Annotated in this window: 18 protein-coding genes and 3 tRNA genes; 6 read left to right on the forward strand and 15 right to left on the reverse strand. The window is 73.4% G+C overall.

Annotated elements, in window-relative coordinates; genetic code table 11:
• Positions 1-211: 211 nt before the first annotated feature.
• The 3 genes from nusG to ACZ4SV_RS03655 form a co-directional block, all read right to left on the reverse strand.
• On the reverse strand, positions 212-1,111 hold the full coding sequence (gene nusG / locus ACZ4SV_RS03645) for a transcription termination/antitermination protein NusG (protein ID WP_468001049.1): 900 nt from the start codon (positions 1,109-1,111) through the stop codon (positions 212-214).
• Between the two features lie 80 nt (positions 1,112-1,191).
• Positions 1,192-1,479: a preprotein translocase subunit SecE gene (gene secE / locus ACZ4SV_RS03650; protein WP_365875347.1), complete on the reverse strand. Its 288-nt coding sequence runs from the start codon at positions 1,477-1,479 to the stop codon at positions 1,192-1,194.
• Between the two features lie 106 nt (positions 1,480-1,585).
• A tRNA-Trp gene (locus ACZ4SV_RS03655) sits at positions 1,586-1,658 on the reverse strand.
• A gap of 260 nt (positions 1,659-1,918) precedes the next feature.
• On the opposite strand from ACZ4SV_RS03655, the gene ACZ4SV_RS03660 reads away from it, so the two are divergent.
• The gene (locus ACZ4SV_RS03660; protein WP_365875345.1) at positions 1,919-3,145 is read left to right on the forward strand and encodes a pyridoxal phosphate-dependent aminotransferase; all 1,227 of its coding nucleotides are present in this window, start codon (positions 1,919-1,921) and stop codon (positions 3,143-3,145) included.
• A gap of 122 nt (positions 3,146-3,267) precedes the next feature.
• Positions 3,268-4,308, forward strand: coding sequence for an adenosine deaminase (locus ACZ4SV_RS03665; protein WP_468001052.1), 1,041 nt, complete (start codon positions 3,268-3,270; stop codon positions 4,306-4,308).
• 2 nt (positions 4,309-4,310) lie between these two features.
• On the opposite strand, the gene ACZ4SV_RS03670 is transcribed toward ACZ4SV_RS03665, so the two are convergent.
• Positions 4,311-4,922, reverse strand: coding sequence for a TetR/AcrR family transcriptional regulator (locus ACZ4SV_RS03670; protein WP_468001054.1), 612 nt, complete (start codon positions 4,920-4,922; stop codon positions 4,311-4,313).
• A 119-nt stretch (positions 4,923-5,041) separates the two neighbouring features.
• Between ACZ4SV_RS03670 and ACZ4SV_RS03675 the strand changes: the two genes are divergently transcribed.
• Entirely contained in the window at positions 5,042-5,674 is a 633-nt protein-coding gene (locus ACZ4SV_RS03675; protein ID WP_468001056.1) for an NAD(P)-dependent oxidoreductase, read from the forward strand.
• Between the two features lie 138 nt (positions 5,675-5,812).
• Here ACZ4SV_RS03675 and ACZ4SV_RS03680 read toward each other — a convergent pair whose 3' ends face one another.
• The 8 genes from ACZ4SV_RS03680 to ACZ4SV_RS03715 form a co-directional block, all read right to left on the reverse strand.
• On the reverse strand, positions 5,813-6,868 hold the full coding sequence (locus ACZ4SV_RS03680) for a UDP-N-acetylmuramate dehydrogenase (RefSeq protein ID WP_468001058.1): 1,056 nt from the start codon (positions 6,866-6,868) through the stop codon (positions 5,813-5,815).
• A gap of 1,404 nt (positions 6,869-8,272) precedes the next feature.
• Positions 8,273-9,646, reverse strand: a complete 1,374-nt coding sequence (locus ACZ4SV_RS03685; protein ID WP_468001313.1) for a DHA2 family efflux MFS transporter permease subunit — start codon at positions 9,644-9,646, stop codon at positions 8,273-8,275.
• A 174-nt stretch (positions 9,647-9,820) separates the two neighbouring features.
• Positions 9,821-10,390 carry a TetR/AcrR family transcriptional regulator gene (locus tag ACZ4SV_RS03690; protein ID WP_468001060.1) on the reverse strand — a complete coding sequence of 190 codons (570 nt, stop codon included), beginning with the start codon at positions 10,388-10,390 and terminating at the stop codon, positions 9,821-9,823.
• Between the two features lie 259 nt (positions 10,391-10,649).
• Complete coding sequence (locus tag ACZ4SV_RS03695; protein ID WP_468001062.1) at positions 10,650-11,078, reverse strand: MaoC family dehydratase; 429 nt, start codon at positions 11,076-11,078, stop codon at positions 10,650-10,652.
• Positions 11,079-11,085: 7 nt separating this feature from the next.
• Positions 11,086-11,538 carry a MaoC family dehydratase N-terminal domain-containing protein gene (locus tag ACZ4SV_RS03700; protein WP_365874337.1) on the reverse strand — a complete coding sequence of 151 codons (453 nt, stop codon included), beginning with the start codon at positions 11,536-11,538 and terminating at the stop codon, positions 11,086-11,088.
• A 159-nt stretch (positions 11,539-11,697) separates the two neighbouring features.
• Complete coding sequence (rpmG, locus tag ACZ4SV_RS03705) at positions 11,698-11,862, reverse strand: 50S ribosomal protein L33 (protein ID WP_003948671.1); 165 nt, start codon at positions 11,860-11,862, stop codon at positions 11,698-11,700.
• A gap of 90 nt (positions 11,863-11,952) precedes the next feature.
• Positions 11,953-12,025 (reverse strand) — tRNA-Met (locus tag ACZ4SV_RS03710).
• A gap of 46 nt (positions 12,026-12,071) precedes the next feature.
• Positions 12,072-12,144: transfer RNA gene (locus tag ACZ4SV_RS03715), tRNA-Thr, on the reverse strand.
• 1,104 nt (positions 12,145-13,248) lie between these two features.
• Between ACZ4SV_RS03715 and ACZ4SV_RS03720 the strand changes: the two genes are divergently transcribed.
• Positions 13,249-14,571: an amidohydrolase family protein gene (locus ACZ4SV_RS03720; protein ID WP_468001064.1), complete on the forward strand. Its 1,323-nt coding sequence runs from the start codon at positions 13,249-13,251 to the stop codon at positions 14,569-14,571.
• A gap of 74 nt (positions 14,572-14,645) precedes the next feature.
• Positions 14,646-15,302, forward strand: a complete 657-nt coding sequence (locus ACZ4SV_RS03725) for an SDR family oxidoreductase (protein WP_468001066.1) — start codon at positions 14,646-14,648, stop codon at positions 15,300-15,302.
• 139 nt (positions 15,303-15,441) lie between these two features.
• Here ACZ4SV_RS03725 and ACZ4SV_RS03730 read toward each other — a convergent pair whose 3' ends face one another.
• The 3 genes from ACZ4SV_RS03730 to ACZ4SV_RS03740 all read right to left on the reverse strand — a co-directional run bounded on the left by ACZ4SV_RS03730 (position 15,442) and on the right by ACZ4SV_RS03740 (position 16,849).
• The gene (locus ACZ4SV_RS03730; protein ID WP_365874342.1) at positions 15,442-15,654 is read right to left on the reverse strand and encodes a hypothetical protein; all 213 of its coding nucleotides are present in this window, start codon (positions 15,652-15,654) and stop codon (positions 15,442-15,444) included.
• A 62-nt stretch (positions 15,655-15,716) separates the two neighbouring features.
• Entirely contained in the window at positions 15,717-15,941 is a 225-nt protein-coding gene (locus ACZ4SV_RS03735) for a hypothetical protein (protein WP_365874344.1), read from the reverse strand.
• Positions 15,942-16,123: 182 nt separating this feature from the next.
• On the reverse strand, positions 16,124-16,849 hold the full coding sequence (locus ACZ4SV_RS03740) for a class I SAM-dependent methyltransferase (protein ID WP_468001068.1): 726 nt from the start codon (positions 16,847-16,849) through the stop codon (positions 16,124-16,126).
• Positions 16,850-17,035: 186 nt separating this feature from the next.
• Between ACZ4SV_RS03740 and ACZ4SV_RS03745 the strand changes: the two genes are divergently transcribed.
• Positions 17,036-19,660 carry a SpoIIE family protein phosphatase gene (locus ACZ4SV_RS03745; protein ID WP_468001070.1) on the forward strand — a complete coding sequence of 875 codons (2,625 nt, stop codon included), beginning with the start codon at positions 17,036-17,038 and terminating at the stop codon, positions 19,658-19,660.
• Positions 19,661-19,696: the final 36 nt, after the last annotated feature.

Here is a 19,696-nt window from a genome sequence, read left to right on the forward strand (position 1 = left end):
GGTCAGACGGCCTGCGCGGGGGCTCGTACACGGTCGGCCGCGACCGGCTCCGCGGTGCGCGGCCGGGCCGCCGGGAGGCGGACGGCGTACGACGGGACGCGCGCCGCCACCGCCCTCACGGCGGCGTCGTGCCGGGCACAGGCGGCCCCGGTACGACGGAAGCGCCCCGGCCCGGTGTGCACGGGCGGGGGCGCTTACGGGACGTGTGCCGTCAGTTCTTCTGGATCTGGTCGAAGGACAGCTCGACCGGCGTCTCGCGGCCGAAGATCTCCACCAGACCCTTGACCTTCTTCGAGTCGGGGTTGATCTCGTTGATGGTCGCCTGGAGCGTGGCGAACGGGCCGTCCGTGACGGTGACCGAGTCGCCGACCTCGAAGTCCAGCACCTGGACCTCGACCTTGCGCTGCGGGGCGGGCTTGCCCTCGGCCTCGGCGGCCTCGCGGGCGGCCTTCTCCTCGGCCTCCGGGGCGAGCATCTTGACGATCTCGTCCAGGGTCAGCGGGTACGGGTCGTAGGCGTTGCCGACGAAGCCGGTGACGCCCGGCGTGTTGCGGACGACGCCCCAGGACTCGTTGGTCAGGTCCATGCGGACCAGGACGTAACCCGGCAGCTTGTTCTGCTTGATCGTCTTGCGGTCGCCGTTCTTGATCTGGACGACCTCTTCCTGCGGCACCTCGGCCTGGAAGATGTAGTCCTCGACGTTCAGCGAGACGGCGCGCTGCTCCAGGTTGGTCTTCACGCGGTTCTCGTAACCGGCGTAGGTGTGGATGACGTACCACTCGCCGGGCAGGGTGCGCAGTTCCTCGCGCAGGGCCTCGACCGGGTCGACCGGAGCGGCCGGCTCCTCCTCGGCCTCCTCGGCGTCGGCGGCCTCCGCGTCGTCGGCGTCCCCGGACACCTCGTCGTCGGCCTGGTCTGCCTCGTCGTCCTCGTCCTCGGCGGCCTCGGCGTGCAGGGCGGCCTCCTCGGCCGGCTCACCCGCCTCGGCCTCGGCAGCCTCGAACTCGTCCTGCTCGTCCGCGCCCTCGACGATGTCGAGCTCGTCATCCGCCGTCTCGGCAGCCAGCCCGCGGGGCTCGGTGGCGTCGTCGTTCAGGTTCGGGTCAGACACGATGGCTGCTTCTTCCTGGATACATAGGGGTGGAACATGCGAAAACGGGCGCCGGTGCCACGGCGCCCTTCGCTCTTGGCTCAGCCGAAGACGTACTTGGCCGCGTGGTTGAGCCCATAGTCAATCACGGTCACCAGGGCAATCATGATGACGACGAAGAAGATCACCACGGTGGTGTACGAGGTCAGCTGATTGCGCGTCGGCCAGACGACCTTGCGGAGTTCCGCGATGATCTGGCGGTAGAAGGTGGCCAGGCGCTTGAGCGGGCCCTTCTTGGCGCGCTTGCCGCCCTTACGGGCCCTCTTCTTGGACTCCGGCACCTCGTCCTGGGCATCAGGCGTGTCGATGGAGCCCACGGCGTCCGTCATAGTCCTCACCTGATCCCGGGTCGTGGCCGTGCCGCGCCCGGTTTCTGAGCCGCACGGCGGTGCATTGCTGTACGTACAAGCGCACACATCCTGGCGGTGTGTGTAGCAGGGCCGGAGGGACTTGAACCCCCAACCGCCGGTTTTGGAGACCGGTGCTCTACCAATTGAGCTACGACCCTTTGCGTGTCCCCCAACGTACCGCATCCAGCCCGGTGCCCGGTGTGCACCGGCATGGCGACGGCTGCCGAAGGCCAACGAGGTGAGAGTGTACGTGTTCCGCGGCCCGGCGTCGAACAGAAAGCGGCCGCTGGGACCGGGTGACCAAAGATCGTCCAGGCCACGGGCCGGAATCGGACCCGTGTTCACGCCTCGACCCTCCGCTGTTCAGTCTGTGAAACCCGTGTGCCGGGGGCGTTTCCGGTCTGGAACGATGGGCGGCATGAGCGCTGCAATCCCTCCCACCGAGCGCCGGGTCTCCGCCCGAGTCGGCGCGATCTCCGAGTCCGCCACCCTCGCCGTGGATGCCAAGGCCAAGGCCCTGAAGGCCGCCGGGCGTCCGGTGATCGGCTTCGGCGCCGGTGAGCCCGACTTCCCGACCCCGGACTACATCGTCGAGGCGGCCGTCGAGGCCTGCAAGAACCCCAAGTACCACCGCTACACGCCGGCCGGCGGCCTGCCCGAGCTGAAGGCCGCGATCGCCGCGAAGACGCTGCGCGACTCCGGCTGGGAGCCCGACGTCTCGCAGATCCTGGTCACCAACGGCGGCAAGCAGGCCATCTACGAGGCGTTCGCCGCGATCCTCGACCCGGGCGACGAGGTCATCGTCCCGGCGCCGTACTGGACGACGTACCCGGAGTCGATCCGGCTGGCCGGCGGTGTCCCGGTGGAGGTCGTCGCGGACGAGTCGACCGGCTACCGCGTCTCGGTGGAGCAGCTGGAGGCGGCGCGCACGGAGCGCACGAAGGTCGTCCTCTTCGTCTCCCCGTCCAACCCGACCGGCGCGGTGTACTCCGAGGCCGAGACCGAGGCCATCGGCCGCTGGGCCGTCGAGCACGGCCTGTGGGTGCTCACCGACGAGATCTACGAGCACCTGGTCTACGGCGACGCCGCCGCGGTGTCCCTGCCGGCCCTGCTGCCCGAGCTGCGCGACAAGTGCATCGTGGTCAACGGCGTGGCCAAGACGTACGCCATGACCGGCTGGCGCGTGGGCTGGGTCATCGGCCCGAAGGACGTCGTCAAGGCCGCGACGAACCTGCAGTCGCACGCCACCTCGAACGTCTCCAACGTCGCCCAGGCCGCCGCCCTGGCCGCCGTCTCCGGCGGCCTGGAGGCCGTGGCGGAGATGCGCGAGGCGTTCGACCGGCGCCGCCGGACGATCGTGCGGATGCTCAACGAGATCGACGGCGTCCTGTGCCCGGAGCCCGAGGGCGCGTTCTACGCCTACCCGTCGGTCAAGGCGCTGCTCGGCAAGGAGATCCGCGGCAAGCGCCCGCAGGACACGGTCGAGCTGGCCGCGCTGATCCTGGAGGAGGCCGAGGTCGCGGTCGTCCCGGGCGAGGCGTTCGGCACGCCGGGCTATCTGCGGCTGTCCTACGCGCTCGGGGACGAGGACCTCGCCGAGGGCGTGAGCCGGATCCAGAAGCTGCTGGCGGAGGCGCGGGACTAGTCCCGGACCGCACGCGCGCGGGCCGTCTCCCTCCGGGGAGGCGGCCCGCTTCTGTGTGCGGGCAAGACCTCGAAGGGGGAAACGGCTACCGGGACGCCCGTGACGTACGGCAGGATCTGGGAATGGAGCGTGTACGTGATCTCTCTGAGCTGCCGAAGGCCCATCTCCACCTGCACTTCACGGGGTCGATGCGGCCGGCGACCGTCCTGGAACTGGCCGACAAGCACGGCGTACGCCTGCCCGACACCCTGACGGAAGCCCTGGTCAGCGGGGAACCACCGCAGTTGCGGGCCACCGACGAACGGGGCTGGTTCCGCTTCCAGCGGCTGTACGACGCGGCGCGTTCCTGTCTGCGCGCACCGGAGGACATCCAGCGCCTGGTCCGGGAGGCCGCGCAGGAGGACCTGCGGGACGGCTCGGGCTGGCTGGAGATCCAGGTGGACCCGACGTCGTACGCGCCCCGGCTCGGCGGTCTGATCCCGGCCCTGGAAGTCATCCTGGACGCGGTCGAGACGACGTCCCGGGAGACCGGGCTCGGCATGCGCGTCGTGGTCGCCGCGAACCGGATGAAGCACCCGCTGGACGCGCGCACGCTGGCCCGGCTGGCGGTGCGGTACGCGGACCGGGGCGTGGTCGGGTTCGGGCTCTCCAACGACGAGCGGCGGGGCCTGGCGCGGGACTTCGACCGGGCCTTCCACATCGCGAGCGAGGGCGGTCTGCTGTCGGCGCCGCACGGCGGCGAGCTGGCCGGCCCGGCGTCGGTCCGGGACTGCCTGGACGACCTGCACGCCACGCGGATCGGGCACGGGGTGCGGGCCGCCGAGGACCCGCGGCTGATGAAGCGGCTGGCCGACCGGGGCGTGACCTGCGAGGTGTGCCCGGCCTCGAACGTGGCGCTCGGTGTGTACGAGAAACCGGAGGACGTGCCGCTGCGCACCCTCTTCGAGGCGGGCGTCCCGCTGGCGCTCGGCGCCGACGACCCGCTGCTGTTCGGCTCCCGGCTGGCCGCCCAGTACGAGATCGCCCGCCACGCTCACGGCTTCACCGACGCCGAACTCGCGGAGCTGGCCCGGCAGTCGGTGCGGGGCTCGGCGGCGCCGCCGGAGGTCAAGGCGCGGCTGCTGGCCGGCGTGGACGACTGGCTGACCCGGCCGGCGGCCTGAGGTCAGCCGGCGGACTCCGGGGCGCCGATGCCGCCCAGCAGGGTCGTCACGAGCCGGGCGGCGAACTCGTCCACCGCCGGCCGCAGGCCGCTGTCGGTGGCGTCGTAGGCGAAGGCGCGCTGCGCGCAGGCGCCCAGCAGGAGTGAGGCGGCGGCGTAGGTGTCGGCGCCGGCCCGGACCCGGCCGGCGGCCTGTTCGGCGCGCAGGTAGGCGTCCAGTCCCTGGATGGGCAGGTGCGGTCCGGAGCCGAGGGCGCGCAGGGTGTCGTCGTGCCGCCGCTTGAGCTGGGTCTCGGCGTACAGGGAGGCGGCGATCGGGAAACTCTGCTCGTAGAAGAGGGCCGCCTGGCGGGCGATCTCGGTGAGGTTCTCCTCCAGGGTGCCCTGGCCCGGTGCGGCGGCGAGGCGGTCGAGCAGCGGGGTGAGCCGGGGCAGGCGCTCGGTGAGGACCCGTACGAACAGCTCCTCCTTGCTGTCGAAGTACTTGTAGAGGGCCGCTTCGGAGCAGCCGGCCGCGCGGGCGATCTCCTTGGTGGTGGCGCGGGCGAGTCCGACGGTGAGCATCAGCTCGTGCGCGGCGTCCAGGAGGCGGACCCGCGCCGGTTTCGTCTCCATGGGGCTCCTGGGCTCCTGTCGGTCTTGACGGGTGGGTGAGTGCTTGCCCACTCTAGGAGACGACAGGGTGAGTAAGTACTCACCCACCAGTGCAGCAGAGGAAGTCAGGGGGAGCCGCCATGAAGCTCACCGTTTTCGGCGCCACCGGAGGGATCGGCCGCGAGCTGGTCCGCCAGGCGCTGGACGCCGGGCACGAGGTCACCGCGGTCGTCCGGGACCCGGCCCGGCTCGGCCTGGCCGGCGAGCGCCTGGAGGTCGTCCGCAGCGGCCTGGCCGGCCCGCAGGAGCTGCGTGCCGCCGTGCGCGGCCGGGACGCGGTGCTGTCCGGCCTGGGCGCGCGCAGCCGCGCGGACGCCGGGGTGGCGGCCCGGCTGACCGGGACGGTGCTGGGTGCCATGGAGGCGGAGGGCGTGCGCCGGCTGCTGGTGGTCAGCGCCGGCCCGGTCGGCCCGGCCCCGGAGCACGATGGCGCCCTGGACCGCGGGATGCGGGCGCTGGTCTCGGCCGTGCTGAAGGACGTCTACGCCGACCTGCGCGCGATGGAGGCCGCGCTGGCCCGCAGCGACACGGACTGGACGACCGTCCGGCCGCCCCGGCTCCAGGACAAGCCGCTCACCGGCCGGTACCGCACGGTGGTCGGCGGCTTCCCGCCCAAGGGCCGCTTCATCGGCCGCGCGGACGTCGCCCACGCGATGCTGTCCCTGATCGACGCCCGGGAGACGGTGGGGCAGGGGGTGGGGGTGGCGTACTGAGCGCTGGGGGGCGGGGGGCGGGGTGAGCTGCGGCGCTGCGGAGGCCGGTGCTCGGACTGCGGGGGCTGCGGGGGCCGGTGGGCTGGTCGGACTGCTGGGGCTGCGAGGCCGATGGACTGGCTCGGGCTGCTCGGGCTGCTAGAGGTCGACGCCCACGGTGACCGGCTCGTTGACCAGGGTGACGCCGAAGGCCGCGTGGACCCCGTCGACCACCTCGCGGGCGAGCGCGAGCAGGTCCTCCGTGGTGGCGCCGCCCCGGTTGGTGAGGGCGAGGGTGTGCTTGGTGGAGATCCGGGCGGGGCCGGAGCCGTAGCCCTTGGTGAAGCCGGCCTTGTCGATCAGCCAGGCCGCGGACGTCTTCGTACGGCCCTCCCCCGCCGGGTAGGCGGGCGGCTCGATGCCGTCGCCGAGCCGTTCACGCACGCGCGCGTGGAAGGCGGCGAACTGCTCGTCGGTGAGGATCGGGTTGGTGAAGAAGGACCCGGCGGACCAGGTGTCGTGGTCCTCGGGGTCCAGCACCATGCCCTTGCCGGCGCGCAGCTTCAGCACGGTCTCGCGGGCGGCGGCCAGCGGCACCCGGTCGCCGGGTTCCACACCGAGCGCGCGGGCGGCCTCGGCGTACTTGACCGGCGCGGACAGACCGTCCGCGTCCTCCAGGCCGAAGCGGACCCGGAGCACGACATACCGGCCGGGGTCGGCCTTGAAACGGCTGTGGCGGTACGAGAAGGCGCACTCCTCGTTCGTCAGCGTGACGGTCTCGCCGGTCCGCCGGTCGTAGGCGGTGACCTCGGTGATCGTCGCGGAGACCTCCTGGCCGTACGCGCCCACGTTCTGGATCGGCGTGGCGCCCGCGGAGCCGGGGATGCCGGCCAGGCACTCGATACCGGCGAGCCCGGCCTCCACGGTGCGGGCGACGGCGTCGGTCCACACCTCGCCGGCCGCCAGCTCCAGGGTGGTGCCGCGCAGTTCGACGCCGCGGGTGGCGATGCGCAGGGCGGTGCCGTCGAAGCCCTTGTCGCCGATGACCAGGTTCGAGCCGCCGCCGATGACCAGCAGCGGGGTGCCGCTGTCATCGGCCTCGCGGACCGCGGCGATCACTTCCGCGTCGGTCACGGCGGTCACCAGCCGCGTCGCGGGACCGCCCAGCCGGAAGGTGGTCAGCGGGGCAAGGGGGGCGTCGTGGAGTACCTGCACGGCCCCAAGACTACGAGACACCACGGACAGCCCCCGGCACGGAGGGCAGATCACCCACCGGGACCGCCGGGGGGGCACGCGCGCGGACCCCGCTCGCTGTACGACGGCCTACGCGCGCGTACGCGACGCCGAAGGTTCCTCCGGGTGAAATGCCTAGGCCCCGGCGGCCCACGCGCGCGTACGCGATGCCGGCCGGCGCCGGGACCCTGACGCGGGTACGGCCGGCGCTCCTCGCGCGCGGGCGCGGTGCTGGTGGAACGATGGCCCCGGCTTGCTGGGGCCACGTCGCGGTCTTGCGGGCTCGCGGGCTCGCGGGGCGCGCCGTACAGCGGAGCCCTCGCGGGCGTGCGCGATGCCGGTCGGCGGCGAGACCCCGGCGCGGGTACGGCCAGGGCTCCGGGCGCATGTGAGCGGTGCCGTCCTGGCTCCGGCCCGGCCTGCTGGGGCCTGCCCGGCGGATCCGCGCGCCCGCCGGGCACGCCCTGCAAAACCCCGGCGCCGGTGCGGCCGGGCTCCTCGCGCGCGGGCGCGATGCCGGCGGAGCGACGGCCCCGGCTTGCTGGGCCGGGCCGCCGGTCTACGGGCCAGCGGGGCACGCCGTACAAGGGGGGACCACACGCGCGGGCGCGGTGCCGACAGGCGGGCGGGACCCCCGGAGTCGGTGCAGCCGGGAATCCTCGGCTCGGGCGCAGTGCCGGCCGACGGGCGGACCCCCGCGCGGGTGGTGCCGGACTCCTGGCGCGCGAGCGCGGTGCCGGCGGCATGCGGCCCCGGCATGCTGGAGCCAGTTCGCGATCTTGCGGGCTCGCAGGACGCGCCGTACAGCGGAGCCCTCGCGGGCGTGCGCGATGCCGGTCGGCGGCGAGACCCCGGCGGGTATGGCCGGGACTCTTGGCGCACGTGCGGTGTCGAGGGCGCGCCAGCCCGGCCCGGTGGGTCCGCGCACTCGCGGGGCGCGCCGTTCAACGGCATCCTCGCGCGTGCGCGGTGTCGGCCGCCGGCGAAACCCCGGCGGGTACGGCCGGGACTCCTGGCACGCGGGCGCGGTGCCGGCGATGCGCCGGCCCGGCCTGCTGAGCCCGGGTCGCGGCCTTGCGGGCCCGCCGGGCACGCCGTACAGCGGGGATCAGCGCGCGGACGCGATGCCAGCCGGCGGTGAAACCCCGGCGCCGGTACGGCCGGGGCTCCGCGCGCGGACGCGGTGCGGACTCCTGGCGCGCGGACGCGGTGCAGCCGCGTGCCGGCCCGGCCTGCTGGGGCCGGGCCGGCGGTCTTGCGGGTGCGTGGGCGCGGCCGGCAGTCCTGGCGCCTGCACGGTGTCGGCGGCGCGGCGGGCCCGCCGACTGGGCCGCGCCCCACGACCCACGCCCCGCGCGGCGCGGGGCGCGGGCGCGGGGCGGTCGGTCAGTGGGTGGCCGGCTCCAGGGCCGGTTTCGGTGTCTGCGCTGTGCCCGCCGCGGCGGGCTTGCCGGTGCCCCGGCCCGGGATCATCAGCGCGGCGACCGCGGCGAGGGCGACCACCGCCGAGCCGGTGACGAGGGCGGGCCGCAGCCCGTCCACGAAGCTCTGCGCGGACGCGTAACCGCCCTGGGCCGAGAAGATCGACGACATGACGGCGATGCCGAGCGCACCGCCCACCTCGCGCAGCGCGTTGTTCGCCCCGGAGGCGATGCCCTGCTCCTGTGGCCGGACGCTGGACATGACCAGACTGGCGGCCGGTGCGAAGAACAGGGCCATGCCGATGCCGTTGACGATCAGGGCGGGCAGCTGGGCGGCGTAGGAGGCGTCCTTGGTGGCCACTACGGCCAGGTAGCCGAGGCCGACGGCCTGGAGGAACAGGCCCGCGGCGACGACCGGCCGGCCGCCGACCCGGTCGGAGAGGAACCCGGCGACGGGCGCGACGAGCATGGGCATGCCGGTCCACGGCAGCAGCCTGAGCCCCGCCTCGGTGGGCGAGTAGCCGAGGACGCCCTGCATGTACTGGCTGAGCAGGAAGATCGAGCCGAACATCCCGACGAACATCAGCAGGCTGGCCGCGTTGATGCCGGAGAAGGCGCGGGAGCGGAACAGCCGCATCGGCAGCATGGGCGCGGCGGCGCGGGCGCTGTAGCCGACGAAGCCCGCGAGGAGCGCGCCGCCCGCGCTCAGCGAGGCCAGCACCACGGGGTCGGTCCAGCCGTCGGCGGGCCCCCGGACCAGGCCGTACACGATCCCGAAGAGCCCGCCGCTGGCGAGCAGCGTGCCGGGGATGTCGAGCCGGGCGCCGGTGCCGTGGGACTCGGTGAGGCGGAGCCGGGCGAGCGGCAGCGCGGCCAGGCCGAGCGGGACGTTCAGCCAGAAGATCCAGTGCCAGGAGACGTGCTCCGTGAGACTGCCGCCGATCAGCGGCCCGGAGGCGACGGCGAGCCCGTTGACGGCGCCCCAGATGCCGTACACGGTGCCCCGCCGGGCCGCGGGGACGGCCGCGGTCAGCAGGGTCAGTGTGAGCGGCATCATCACGGCCGCGCCGACGCCCTGGACCGCGCGGGCGGCGACCAGGGAGCCGATGCCGGGTGCCAGGGCCGCGGCGGCGGAGGCGCCGGTGAACACGGCGAGGCCGGCGATGAACAGCCGGCGGCGCCCGAAGCGGTCGCCGAGCGCGGCGCCGAACATCAGCAGGACGGCGAAGGTGAGCGTGTAGGCGCTCACGGTCCACTCCAGATCGTCCAGCGCGCCGCCGAGGTCCTCGCGGATGGAAGGCAGGGCCGTGGTGACGACGAGGTTGTCCAGGGCCGCCATGAACCCGGCCACGCTGGTGATGACCAGGGCCCACACGGCGCGTGCGCGGGTGCCGCCGGGCCCGGGTATCTCTGTCCGATCCGACATCTCTTCCCCCCAAGGGATGAATGAAGTTAGTAATGGATGACTAACTTTCGCGGCCAGAAAAAGGCGGCCGCGCCCCTCCGTCCCGCCTCAGACCGGCGGGTGTTCCTTCAGCCGGGCCGACGGGTACATCGTCTGCCACACCCGGTGTCCGGGCGGGAAACCCATGGCCACCAGGCAGTTGATGAGCATCCCGTAGGCCATGAAGACGGTCGTCTCCTCGGCGTTCGCACCGAGCGGCAGATGGACGGCGTCCCACAGCCGCATCCAGCCGGCGCGCACCTTCTCGCCGAACTCGTGGTCGCCCTCTTCCTCGGCCGCCGACACGGCGACGTACATCTGCATCTGCAGCATCAGCCGCTCGGGCTGTTCCGCGATGACCTTGGTGTACGCGTTCGCCATGGCGTGCAGCGCCTCTTCGCCACGCAGCCCCTGTGACGCCTCCACGAAGGTCCGGACGGTGTCCTCCATGCAGCGTTCGACCGCCGCCAGGAAGATCGCCTTCTTGCCCGGGAAGAGCCGGAAGAGGTACGGCTGCGAGACACCGACCCGTTGGGCGATCGCCTCCGTGGTGGTGCCGTGGTATCCGCCGCGCGCGAACTCGGCGGTCGCGGCGCGGACGACGCTCTCGCGCCGCTCCTCTGCGCTCATCCTGGGCATGCGGATAAGTTAGTACTCAATCACTAACTTGGTCAAGGCGGGTTCCCGCGGAGGCGAACGGGGGCGCAGGCGGGCGTACGCCGGGGTGCGCGGCACGTACGCCGGTCTGGACTGGGCGGCAGTGCGCGCCCCGGGTACGGGCAAGGGGCGCCCGACCGCTGCGAGCGCCCTTCACCTCTGCACCTCTGCTTCCGGCGTGCCGACCGGCCCTCAGGCGAGCCGTACGACTACACCTCTGCTTCGGCGTGCCGTCCGGTCGTCAGGCGAGCCGTACGACCGCGCGGGACATGCCCAGGACCTTCTGGCCGCCGCTCGTCGCCGTGAGGTCCACGCGGACGGTGTTGTCGTCCAGCTTGGCCGCGACCTTGCCGGCGACCTCGATCAGCGCGCCCTGCTCGTCGTTCGGGACGACGACGGGCTTGGTGAAGCGGACGCCGTACTCCACGACCGCGCCCGGGTCGCCGATCCAGTCCGTGACCACGCGGATCGCCTCGGCCATGGTGAACATGCCGTGCGCGATGACGTCCGGCAGGCCCACCTCCTTGGCGAACTTCTCGTTCCAGTGGATCGGGTTGAAGTCCCCGGAGGCACCCGCGTAGCGCACGAGGGTGTCGCGCCTCACAGGGAAACTCTGGGCCGGCAGCTCGGTGCCGACCTCTACGTCGTCGTACGCGATCTTCGCCGTCATCGGTTCCTCACGCCTCCCCGGCCGCGCGGGCCACCAGCTTGGTCCAGGCGGTCACGACGCGCTCGCCGGCCTCGTCGTGCACCTCGCCGCGGATGTCCAGGATGTCGTTGCCCGCGAGGGACTTGATCGCCTCGATGGTGGAGGTGACCGTGAGCCGGTCGCCGGCGCGCACCGGGCGGGCGTAGGCGAACTTCTGGTCGCCGTGCACGACGCGGCTGTAGTCCAGCCCCAGCTGCGGGTCGTGGATGACCTGCTCGGCGGCCCGGAACGTGATGGAGAACACGAACGTCGGCGGGGCGATCACGTCGGAGTGACCGAATGCCTTGGCGGCCTCGGGATCCGTGTACACCGGGTTGGTCTCGCCCACCGCCTCGGCGAATTCGCGGATCTTCTCCCGGCCCACCTCGTACGGCGTGGTGGGCGGGTACGTCCGTCCTACGAAGGACTGGTCGAGCGCCATGGCCCGGCACCTCCTGATCTCTGCTGTGGTGGGCCCAAATTAACCGGAAACCGAGCGGGGAAGGGGGCGGAGAGCCGAGGGAGGCTCGCGGACCCCTGACACGGAAAACGCCGTGAGGCCGCCCCCTCGGAAGGGGACGGCCTCACGGACGAGCCTGTTTTATCGCGTTTCGCGGTGCGCGGTGTGCGCGTTGCAACGCGGGCAGTGCTTCTTCATCTCAAGACGGTCCGGGTTGTTACGCCGGTTCTTCTTGGTGATGTAGTTCCGCTCCTTGCACTCCACGCAGGCCAGCGTGATCTTCGGGCGGACGTCGGTGGCAGCCACGTGAGTGCTCCTAAGACGAACGGATGGACTGGTTCAACGCAAGAAAGAGTAGCCGATCGAAGGACCGACCCCGCAATCGGCTACTGTCAGTAGCGGTGACCGGACTTGAACCGGTGACACAGCGATTATGAGCCGCTTGCTCTACCGACTGAGCTACACCGCTTTGATGAGATCGGCCCCCGCCTTGCGGCGGGAACCTCTCACACCAGAGCCCCAAAACGGAATCGAACCGTTGACCTTCTCCTTACCATGGAGACGCTCTGCCGACTGAGCTATTGGGGCGAGCGATGAAGACATTACACGGTCCGCCGCCGTTCGCCCAAATCCGTATCCCGACCCCCACCGGGACCGCCACCCAGGCCACCCGGCAATCCCCCGAGCCCCATCCGGAACGGCCGCACCGCGCGCCGGGGCGAGTGGCGGGGGGAGGCGCGGGGGGCCCGGCGCGAGGCGGGTGACAGGGCGGGTGCGGGGGCCATGCGCGGCGCGCGCGGCGCGGCAGGCCCCAGGGCCCGGCGAGCGGGGTGGGACGGGCGTAGGGGTCCATGGGCGGCGCGAGTGGCGGGGCGCGCCCAGAGGCTCGCGAGCGGCGCTAACCGGCGGGGCACGCGCAGGGGTTGGTCTGCGGCCCGAGCGGCGAGGTGCACGCCCGTGCGCGGCGCGAGCGGCGGGACGGGCGTAGGGCATTGGTCCGCAGCCCGAGCGGCGCGGCGCACGTAGGAGGGCGTGCGCGGGGCGGGTAGCGGAGCCCGCAGCGGGCCCGTGGGCGTGCGCGGCGCGGCAGGCGCAGGTCCCCCGCGAGCGGGGCGAGACCGGCGAGGCACGCGGAGAGGATTCGTCCGTGACCCGAGTGGCGGGGCGCACGTAGGGGGCCACGCGCGGGGCGGGCCATCACGCGGCGTGCGTGGCGGGGCGCGGCGGGGTGCGGCCTCTGCGAGCCGAGCTGGCCATGCGTCGGGCGGGACCCGCGCAGGGGCCCGTACGCGGGGCAGGTCCCACGCAGACGACCCATACGCGGCGCGCGCAACACGGCGCGGCAGACGCAGGTCCCGCAAGCCGGGCGGGGCCCGCGCAGGGGGCCCGCGCGCGGCGTGCACGGTGCGGCGGGCGCAGGCCCTGCGGGCCAGGCGAGAACGGCGGGGCGGGCGCAAGGGCCCGTGCGCGAGGGCGCGGCGGCACTGGGGCGCCGCGGCACTGGGGCGCGGCGGGCTGAGGCCGCGGCGGGGCTGCCCTGGCGCGGACCACGCCGGTACGACTATTGCGCTCCTGCGCGGCTCCCGGCGCTCCCGACCCTAGGCTCGACTCGCCCTGCGTGATCTCGGGGCGATTCGCGCCCCGAACCCTCACGCCGGCCCGCCCGAGCCCCTGCCCCGCCCCTGGAGCGCGATGCCCGACAGCCAGCCGCAGCCGCAACCGCCGACGAACTCGTCGCACTCGTCGGGGTCTTCGGACTCGTCCGGACCTTCGGGGCCCTCGGGGTCTTCGGGGTCTTCGGGGCCGGCCGATCAGGGCGCCGTGCTGCTCTGCGGGGCGCGGCTCACCGACGGCCGGACCGTGGACGTGCGGCTGGGCGGGGGGCACATCGAGGCGGTGGGCACGGCCGGCAGCCTCGCGCCGGGTCCGGCCCGGGCGGGCGTCACGCGGGTGGACCTGAGCGGCTACCTGCTCCTGCCGGCCCCGGCCGAACCGCACGCCCACGGTGACACCGCGCTGTCCGCCGAGCACCCCGGGCCGGTGTCGTACACCCCCGAGGACGTCCAGCGCCGGGCGACGGAGGCGGCCCTGCTCCAGCTCGGGCACGGGGCGACGGCGGTGCGCGCGCACGTGCGTGTGGGCGACGTCCAGGGGCTCGGCGCCCTCGGCGCGGTGCTCCAGGCGCGGCGGTCGCTGCGGGGGCTCGCGGAGCTGACCGCGGTGGCGATGCCACGGCTGCTGACCGGGGCGGCCGGCGCCGACGGGCTGGCGATGCTGCGGGACGCGCTGAAGATGGGCGCCTCGGCGGTGGGCGGCTGCCCGGACCTGGACCCGGATCCGGCCGGCTACGTGGAGGCGGTGCTGGAGCTGGCCTCCGAGTACGGCTCTCCGGTCGATCTGCACACGGACGCGGCCGACCCGGCCCGGCTGTCCCGGTTCGCGGCGATGGCCGGGGGCCTGCGCCCCGGCGTGACGATCGGGCCGTGCGCCGGTCTCGCGCGCCTGCCCGCCGAGACCGCCGCGCGCGCCGCCGACCAGCTCGCGGCGGCGGGCGTGACGGTGGTGTGCCTGCCCCAGGGCGGCTGCGGCGGTGCGGACCGGCGGGGCGCGGCGCCGGTACGGCTGCTGCGCGCGGCCGGAGTGCGGGTGGCGGCCGGAAGCGGGGCCCTGCGCGATGTCGCGAACCCCGTGGGCCGCGGCGACCCGCTGGAGGCGGCGTACCTCCTCGCGTCCGTCCACGGCCTGCGCCCGGAGGACGCCTACGACGCGGTGTCCGGGTCGGCCCGCGCGGTGCTGGGTCTGCCGGAGGTACGGCTCGAGGCGGGCTTTCCCGCCGAGTTGCTCGCCGTACGCGGCGACCGGCTGGCCGGGGCGCTCTCCCTGGGCTACAGCCGGATCGTGGTGCACCGGGGCCGCGTGGTGGCCCGTACCAGCGCGGTGCGCGAGTACTGCGGCTCCTCGACGGCGGCGGCGGAACTCGGGCTGCCCCGGCAGGGGCGCGGGGAGTTGTCGTGAGGGGCGGGTGACGGTCCGGCCGCGCCGGCCAACCCGTGCGGCGGTCACGGCGCTTCGGGCGTACGGTCGGAGTCATGCGCATTGTCATCGCTGGTGGTCATGGTCGGATCGCGCTGCGGCTGGAGCGTCTGCTCGCCGCGCGCGGGGACGAGGTCGCGGGCATCATCCGCACGGCGGAACAGGGCGACGATCTGCGGGCGGCCGGCGCCGAACCGGTCGTGCTGGACCTGGAGTCCGCGTCGGCGGAAGAGGTCGCGGAGTGTCTGCGGGGCGCGGACGCGGCCGTCTTCGCGGCCGGCGCGGGCCCGGGCAGCGGGGCGGCCCGCAAGGACACGGTGGACAAGGGCGCGGCGGTGTCGTTCGCGGACGCGGCCGTACGCGCGGGCGTGCGGCGCTTCCTGGTGGTGTCCTCGATGGGCGCGGACCCGGCGCACCAGGGCGACGACGTCTTCGACGTGTACCTGCGCGCCAAGGGTGAGGCCGACGCGTACATCGCGCGCCAGGAGGCGCTGGACTGGACGATCCTGCGCCCGGGTTCGCTGACGGACGAGGCGGGCACGGGCCTGGTCCGCATGGAGGCGCACACGGGGCGCGGCGGGATCCCCCGCGACGACGTGGCGGCCGTCCTCGCGGAACTGGTCGACACGCCGGCGACGGCGGGGCTCACGCTGGAGCTGATCAGCGGTTCGACGCCGGTGTCGGTCGCGGTGAAGTCGGTAGCCGGGAACTGAGCCGGCCCGCCGGACTACCAGCCCACCGAACTCCTGGACCGCCGGACCCCCGGGCCGCCGGACCGTGTCGGGTCGCTACCGGCCCGCTGTCGGGCTGCCAGTCTGCTGTCGGACCGGCCCGCTGTCGGACCGTCAACGCTCAGAACAGAGGTAGCTGTCCGGGGAAGTCCGGTACGGCGTAGCCGTCCAGGGCGGGCTGGACCGCGCCCAGTTGGGCCGGCTGTCGGGACCCGGCGCAGGAGACCAGCTCGCCGCTCGCCCGCGTCCCGGGCGGGTCGTGCCGCGCGAAGCGGCCCGCGACGACGGCGATGTCGCGGTGGCACACGGGACAGGTTCTGCGGCGGGAGGACATGCCGCCAGTGTGCCCGGAACCGGCCGTCCGCGTGTCCCCGCCCGCGCGGGCGGAGGCGCGGTTCAGGTCCGGGTCTCCGCTTCCCAGCGGTCGGGGCCCACTCCCCGCCAGTCGATCAGCGGCGAGTCGGCCACCTCTTCCGGTTCGATCTCCAGCCCCGCCCGGCGCAGGAACTCCACCAGGTCCCGCACGCCGTGCGCGAGGCCGAGGATCTCGCCGTCGACCCGTACGCGGCGACCGCCGGTCGGGGACGGCAGGTGCACGATGATGGGTCGTTTCCCGGCCATGGCTCCAGCATCGTCCGGACCGTCCGGGCGCGCACCCGGGCCGGTCATCCGGACATCCCGCTACTCGTCGACAGCCGATACTCGTTCATACGTTCGATTCTAGGCGACGCCCTCGGGCGGGACGGCAACGGGCACCGATGTCCCGTGCCACCGAAGTTTCACTGGCATGGGATCTCTGCGGGTCAGGGGCGTCGTGCGAGGAAGACGAACTCTCCGCCCGGCCGGTCAGGCGCATCGCGCACGTCTTGCACCACGTAGTCCTGGGCGACCAGGTCCGCCTCGACCTCGTCGCGCTCCCGGAAGCGCAGCGTCGAATCCGAGGTCAGCACCTGTCCGTCCGCTGCGAAGACGTAGGTCCAGCGGAAGGTCACCAGGGGCCCGCTCACCTCGGTCAACTGGACCCAGCTCTCGACGGAGCCGGCGCCCGGGATCTCCGTCACGCGGCAGGAGTTCTCGCGGGTCCACTCCTGCCAGGCTCGTCTGGCCGGATCACGGGTCTCGAAGACCAGGTGCCCGCCGGGCCGTAGTGCCTCGTAGGCTCCCTGCAGCGTCCTGCACCAGGTGTCCGGATCAACGATGGCCTGGGCGACGTTCGCTGTCATCGTCGCGAGGTCGACCTGCAGTGACGGGAGGGCTGTTGCGTCACCGCAGATCCAATGCACTCGGTCGCTGCCCGGTTTGGCCCGGGCGACGTCGACGGATGCCCGGGCGGGATCGATGCCGACGACCTCGATCCCGCGGTCGGCCAGGAGAAGTGCGAACACCCCTGTGCCGCAGCCGATGTCCAGAACCTGGTGCGCCCCGAACTCTTCCGCCATCCGGAGGTAGGCATCGAGATCGCTGCGGTCGGGGTCGAGCGGATCGTAGATCGCGGCGAGTCGTGGATGCCCGAAGCAGTCGTCAGCCATACGGCCGGACCGTGGCAGAGCCGACTCCGAAGAGCTACTCGGTTTCGCCGGACTCGGCCGGCACGAAGACCCGATGATGATCACCCTTCGATGGCGAAGATCACACTGCGATGGCGCAGGACACTGATCACGGCTTTCGGCGATCTCCGTCCTTTTGGTTACGAGGGTTCTGGGCACCCAGCCGGTATGGGCAGTCCTCTTCCGCCGGGAGTGCCGTCCCGGCGCCTGTCTCCGGTGCCGGAGAACATCGCGCCGGCCCGGAGGTTCGTACGGTCCGTGCTGGACGGCGTCGCGCCGGACATGGCGGACACCGCCGAGCTGCTGACGAGCGAGCTGGTGACCAACGCGGTCCTCCACGCGCGCACCGAGATCGAGGTGCTGGCCTGGGCCGCCGGGGGCCGGGTCCAGGTGCGGGTCGGCGACCACCGCCCGGATCTCGGCCTGGTGCCGCACCCCGGCCACCCCTACGCCTGTACCGGCCGGGGCCTGGTCCTGGTCGAGGAGCTGGCCACCCGCCACGGCGTGTACGGCGGTGAGGGCCGCAAGACCGTCTGGTTCGAGCTGTGGCCCGGGACACCGGCGGCACCGGCGGCACCTGCGTCCGCGTGGGAGCCCGTGGCGCCGCCCGGCCGGACCTTCCCGGTGACGCTGAACGACGTACCGTACGCCCTGTACCGGGCCGCCCAGCAGCAGTGGGAAGGGCTGCTGCGCGAGCTGGCCCTCCTCCCGCCCGCCGCCTCCAGGACCGGCGTGCGCCCGGCGGACCTGGCCGTCGCCCAGGACATGGGCAACCTCGTCAGCGCGTCCATGGCGGCGGCGCTGGAGCACGAGACGCTCGACAGCCCGACGCTCTCCCTGCGGGTGGTGTTCCCGGTGGACGCCGCGTGCCGGATGGCGACCCTGGGCCGGGTCCTCGCCGTGGCCGACGCGGCGGCACAGCAGGGAAGCCTGCTCACCCTGCCGGCGCTTCCGCAGATCCGGGCCTTCCGGCACTGGCTGCTCGACCAGATCGCCGACCAGCCGGCCGGCAGGCGTCCCACCGCGTGGACGCAGATCGCCGGCGCCCCGGGCACCAACCCGACGGATCTGGCGCCCTGGGACGCGCGGGAAGTGGACGCCGCCATGGTGCCGACCATCGCGGCCGACGACGGCAACCGGATCGTCGCGGTGAACAGCGCCGCGTCGAGCCTGCTGGGCTGGCCGGCGCACGAACTCGTCGGGCAGCGCCTGACCGTGCTCATGCCCGAGCACCTGCGCCAGCGCCATGTGACGGCGTTCACCTCGCTGCTGCTCACCGGCGAGTCCCGCATCCTGGGCCGTCCGATACCGGTCCCCGCGCTGCACCGGGACGGCCGGGTGATCCCCATCCGCCTCACCATCCAGACCCAGGAGACGATCGACGGACGCACGGTGTTCGTCGCCCAGCTCGCCACGACGACCGCTCCCCCGGCCCCGCCGGACCCGCCACCGGACGGCCGGGCCGAACCGCGGCCGGTGCCGGGCCCGGTGCACCTGCCGACGGCCACCAGGAAGGTGCGGACGGTGAGCACGGAGACGGCGGCACCGGAGTGGCTGTCCCTGTTCGCCGACATCGGCATCGCGCTGACCAGCACCCTGGAGCCGGAGGAGCGGCTGCGGCGGGTGTGCCAGGTGCTGACCCGGGAGCTGGCGGACTGGTGCGTGGCGGACCTCGTCGACGAGCGCGGGCGGCTGGAGCGGATCTGCGTCGTCCACCGCGATCCCCAGGTGCTGGTCGGCACGCACGTCGGCAGGCTGCCGCCGGTGTCAGACATCACCCAGGGTTCGCTGCCCAGGGTGCTGCGCGGTGCGGGCCCGCTGCTGGTCACCGACGTCTCGCCGCCCGGTCACCCGCGCAGCCCCTTGGACGTCCGGCAAGGGGAACTGGTGGAGCGGCTGGGCGCGAGCAGCGCCGTCGTCGCTCCGCTACGGGCCCAGCGGGAGGTCTTCGGCGCCCTGACGATGGTCCGCACCGACGAGGAACACCCGTTCGCCAAGGAGGACGTCCCGCTGATCGCGGAGCTGGTCCGCGCCATCGCGCTCGGGGTGGACAACGCCCGGCTGCACCAGCACGCCCGCTCCAACGCCGAACACCTCCAGCGCGCGCTGCTGCCCGAACTGCCCCGCGCCGAAGGTCTGGAGCTGACCGCCCGCTATGTGCCGTCCAGCACCACCGCCGAGGTCGGCGGCGACTGGTACGACGCCTTCGTGCTGCCCAGCGGCGACATCGCGCTGGTCATCGGTGACGTGTCGGGGCACGACCTCCAGGCCGCGGTCGCCATGAGCGGCCTGCGCAACATGCTGCGCGGTATCGCCGTCGACCGCCCGGAGCCGCCCGGGGAGGTCCTGCGCCGCCTGGACCTGGCGAGCCACACCCTGAATCCGCAGTTCACGGCCACCTGTGTGTACGGCCTGGTGGAGAGCGAGGGCGGCACGGTGTGCCTGCACCACTCCTCCGCCGGCCATCTGCCGCCCCTGCTGACCACCCGGGAGGGCGACACCCGCTACCTGGACACGGGCCGGAGCCTGCTGATCGGCATGGACCCGGGCATGCCCCGCCTCTCCGCGCGCGACCCGCTGCCGCCGCACTCCACCCTGCTGTTCTTCACGGACGGCCTCATCGAACGGCGCGGGGAATCACTCGACGACGCGATGACCAGGCTCCGCCGACACACCGCGGCCCAGGCGCGGGCCCCGCTCGACGTCTTCTGCGATGAAATGATCATCAAGTTCGGCCGCGACACCACGGACGACATCGCCCTGCTGGCCCTACGCCCCACCCCGCCCGCCTGACCCGGCCCCGCACCTACGACAAGGGCCCGTGACCTG

It is taken from the genome of Streptomyces sp. NPDC027672, assembly GCF_055566335.1.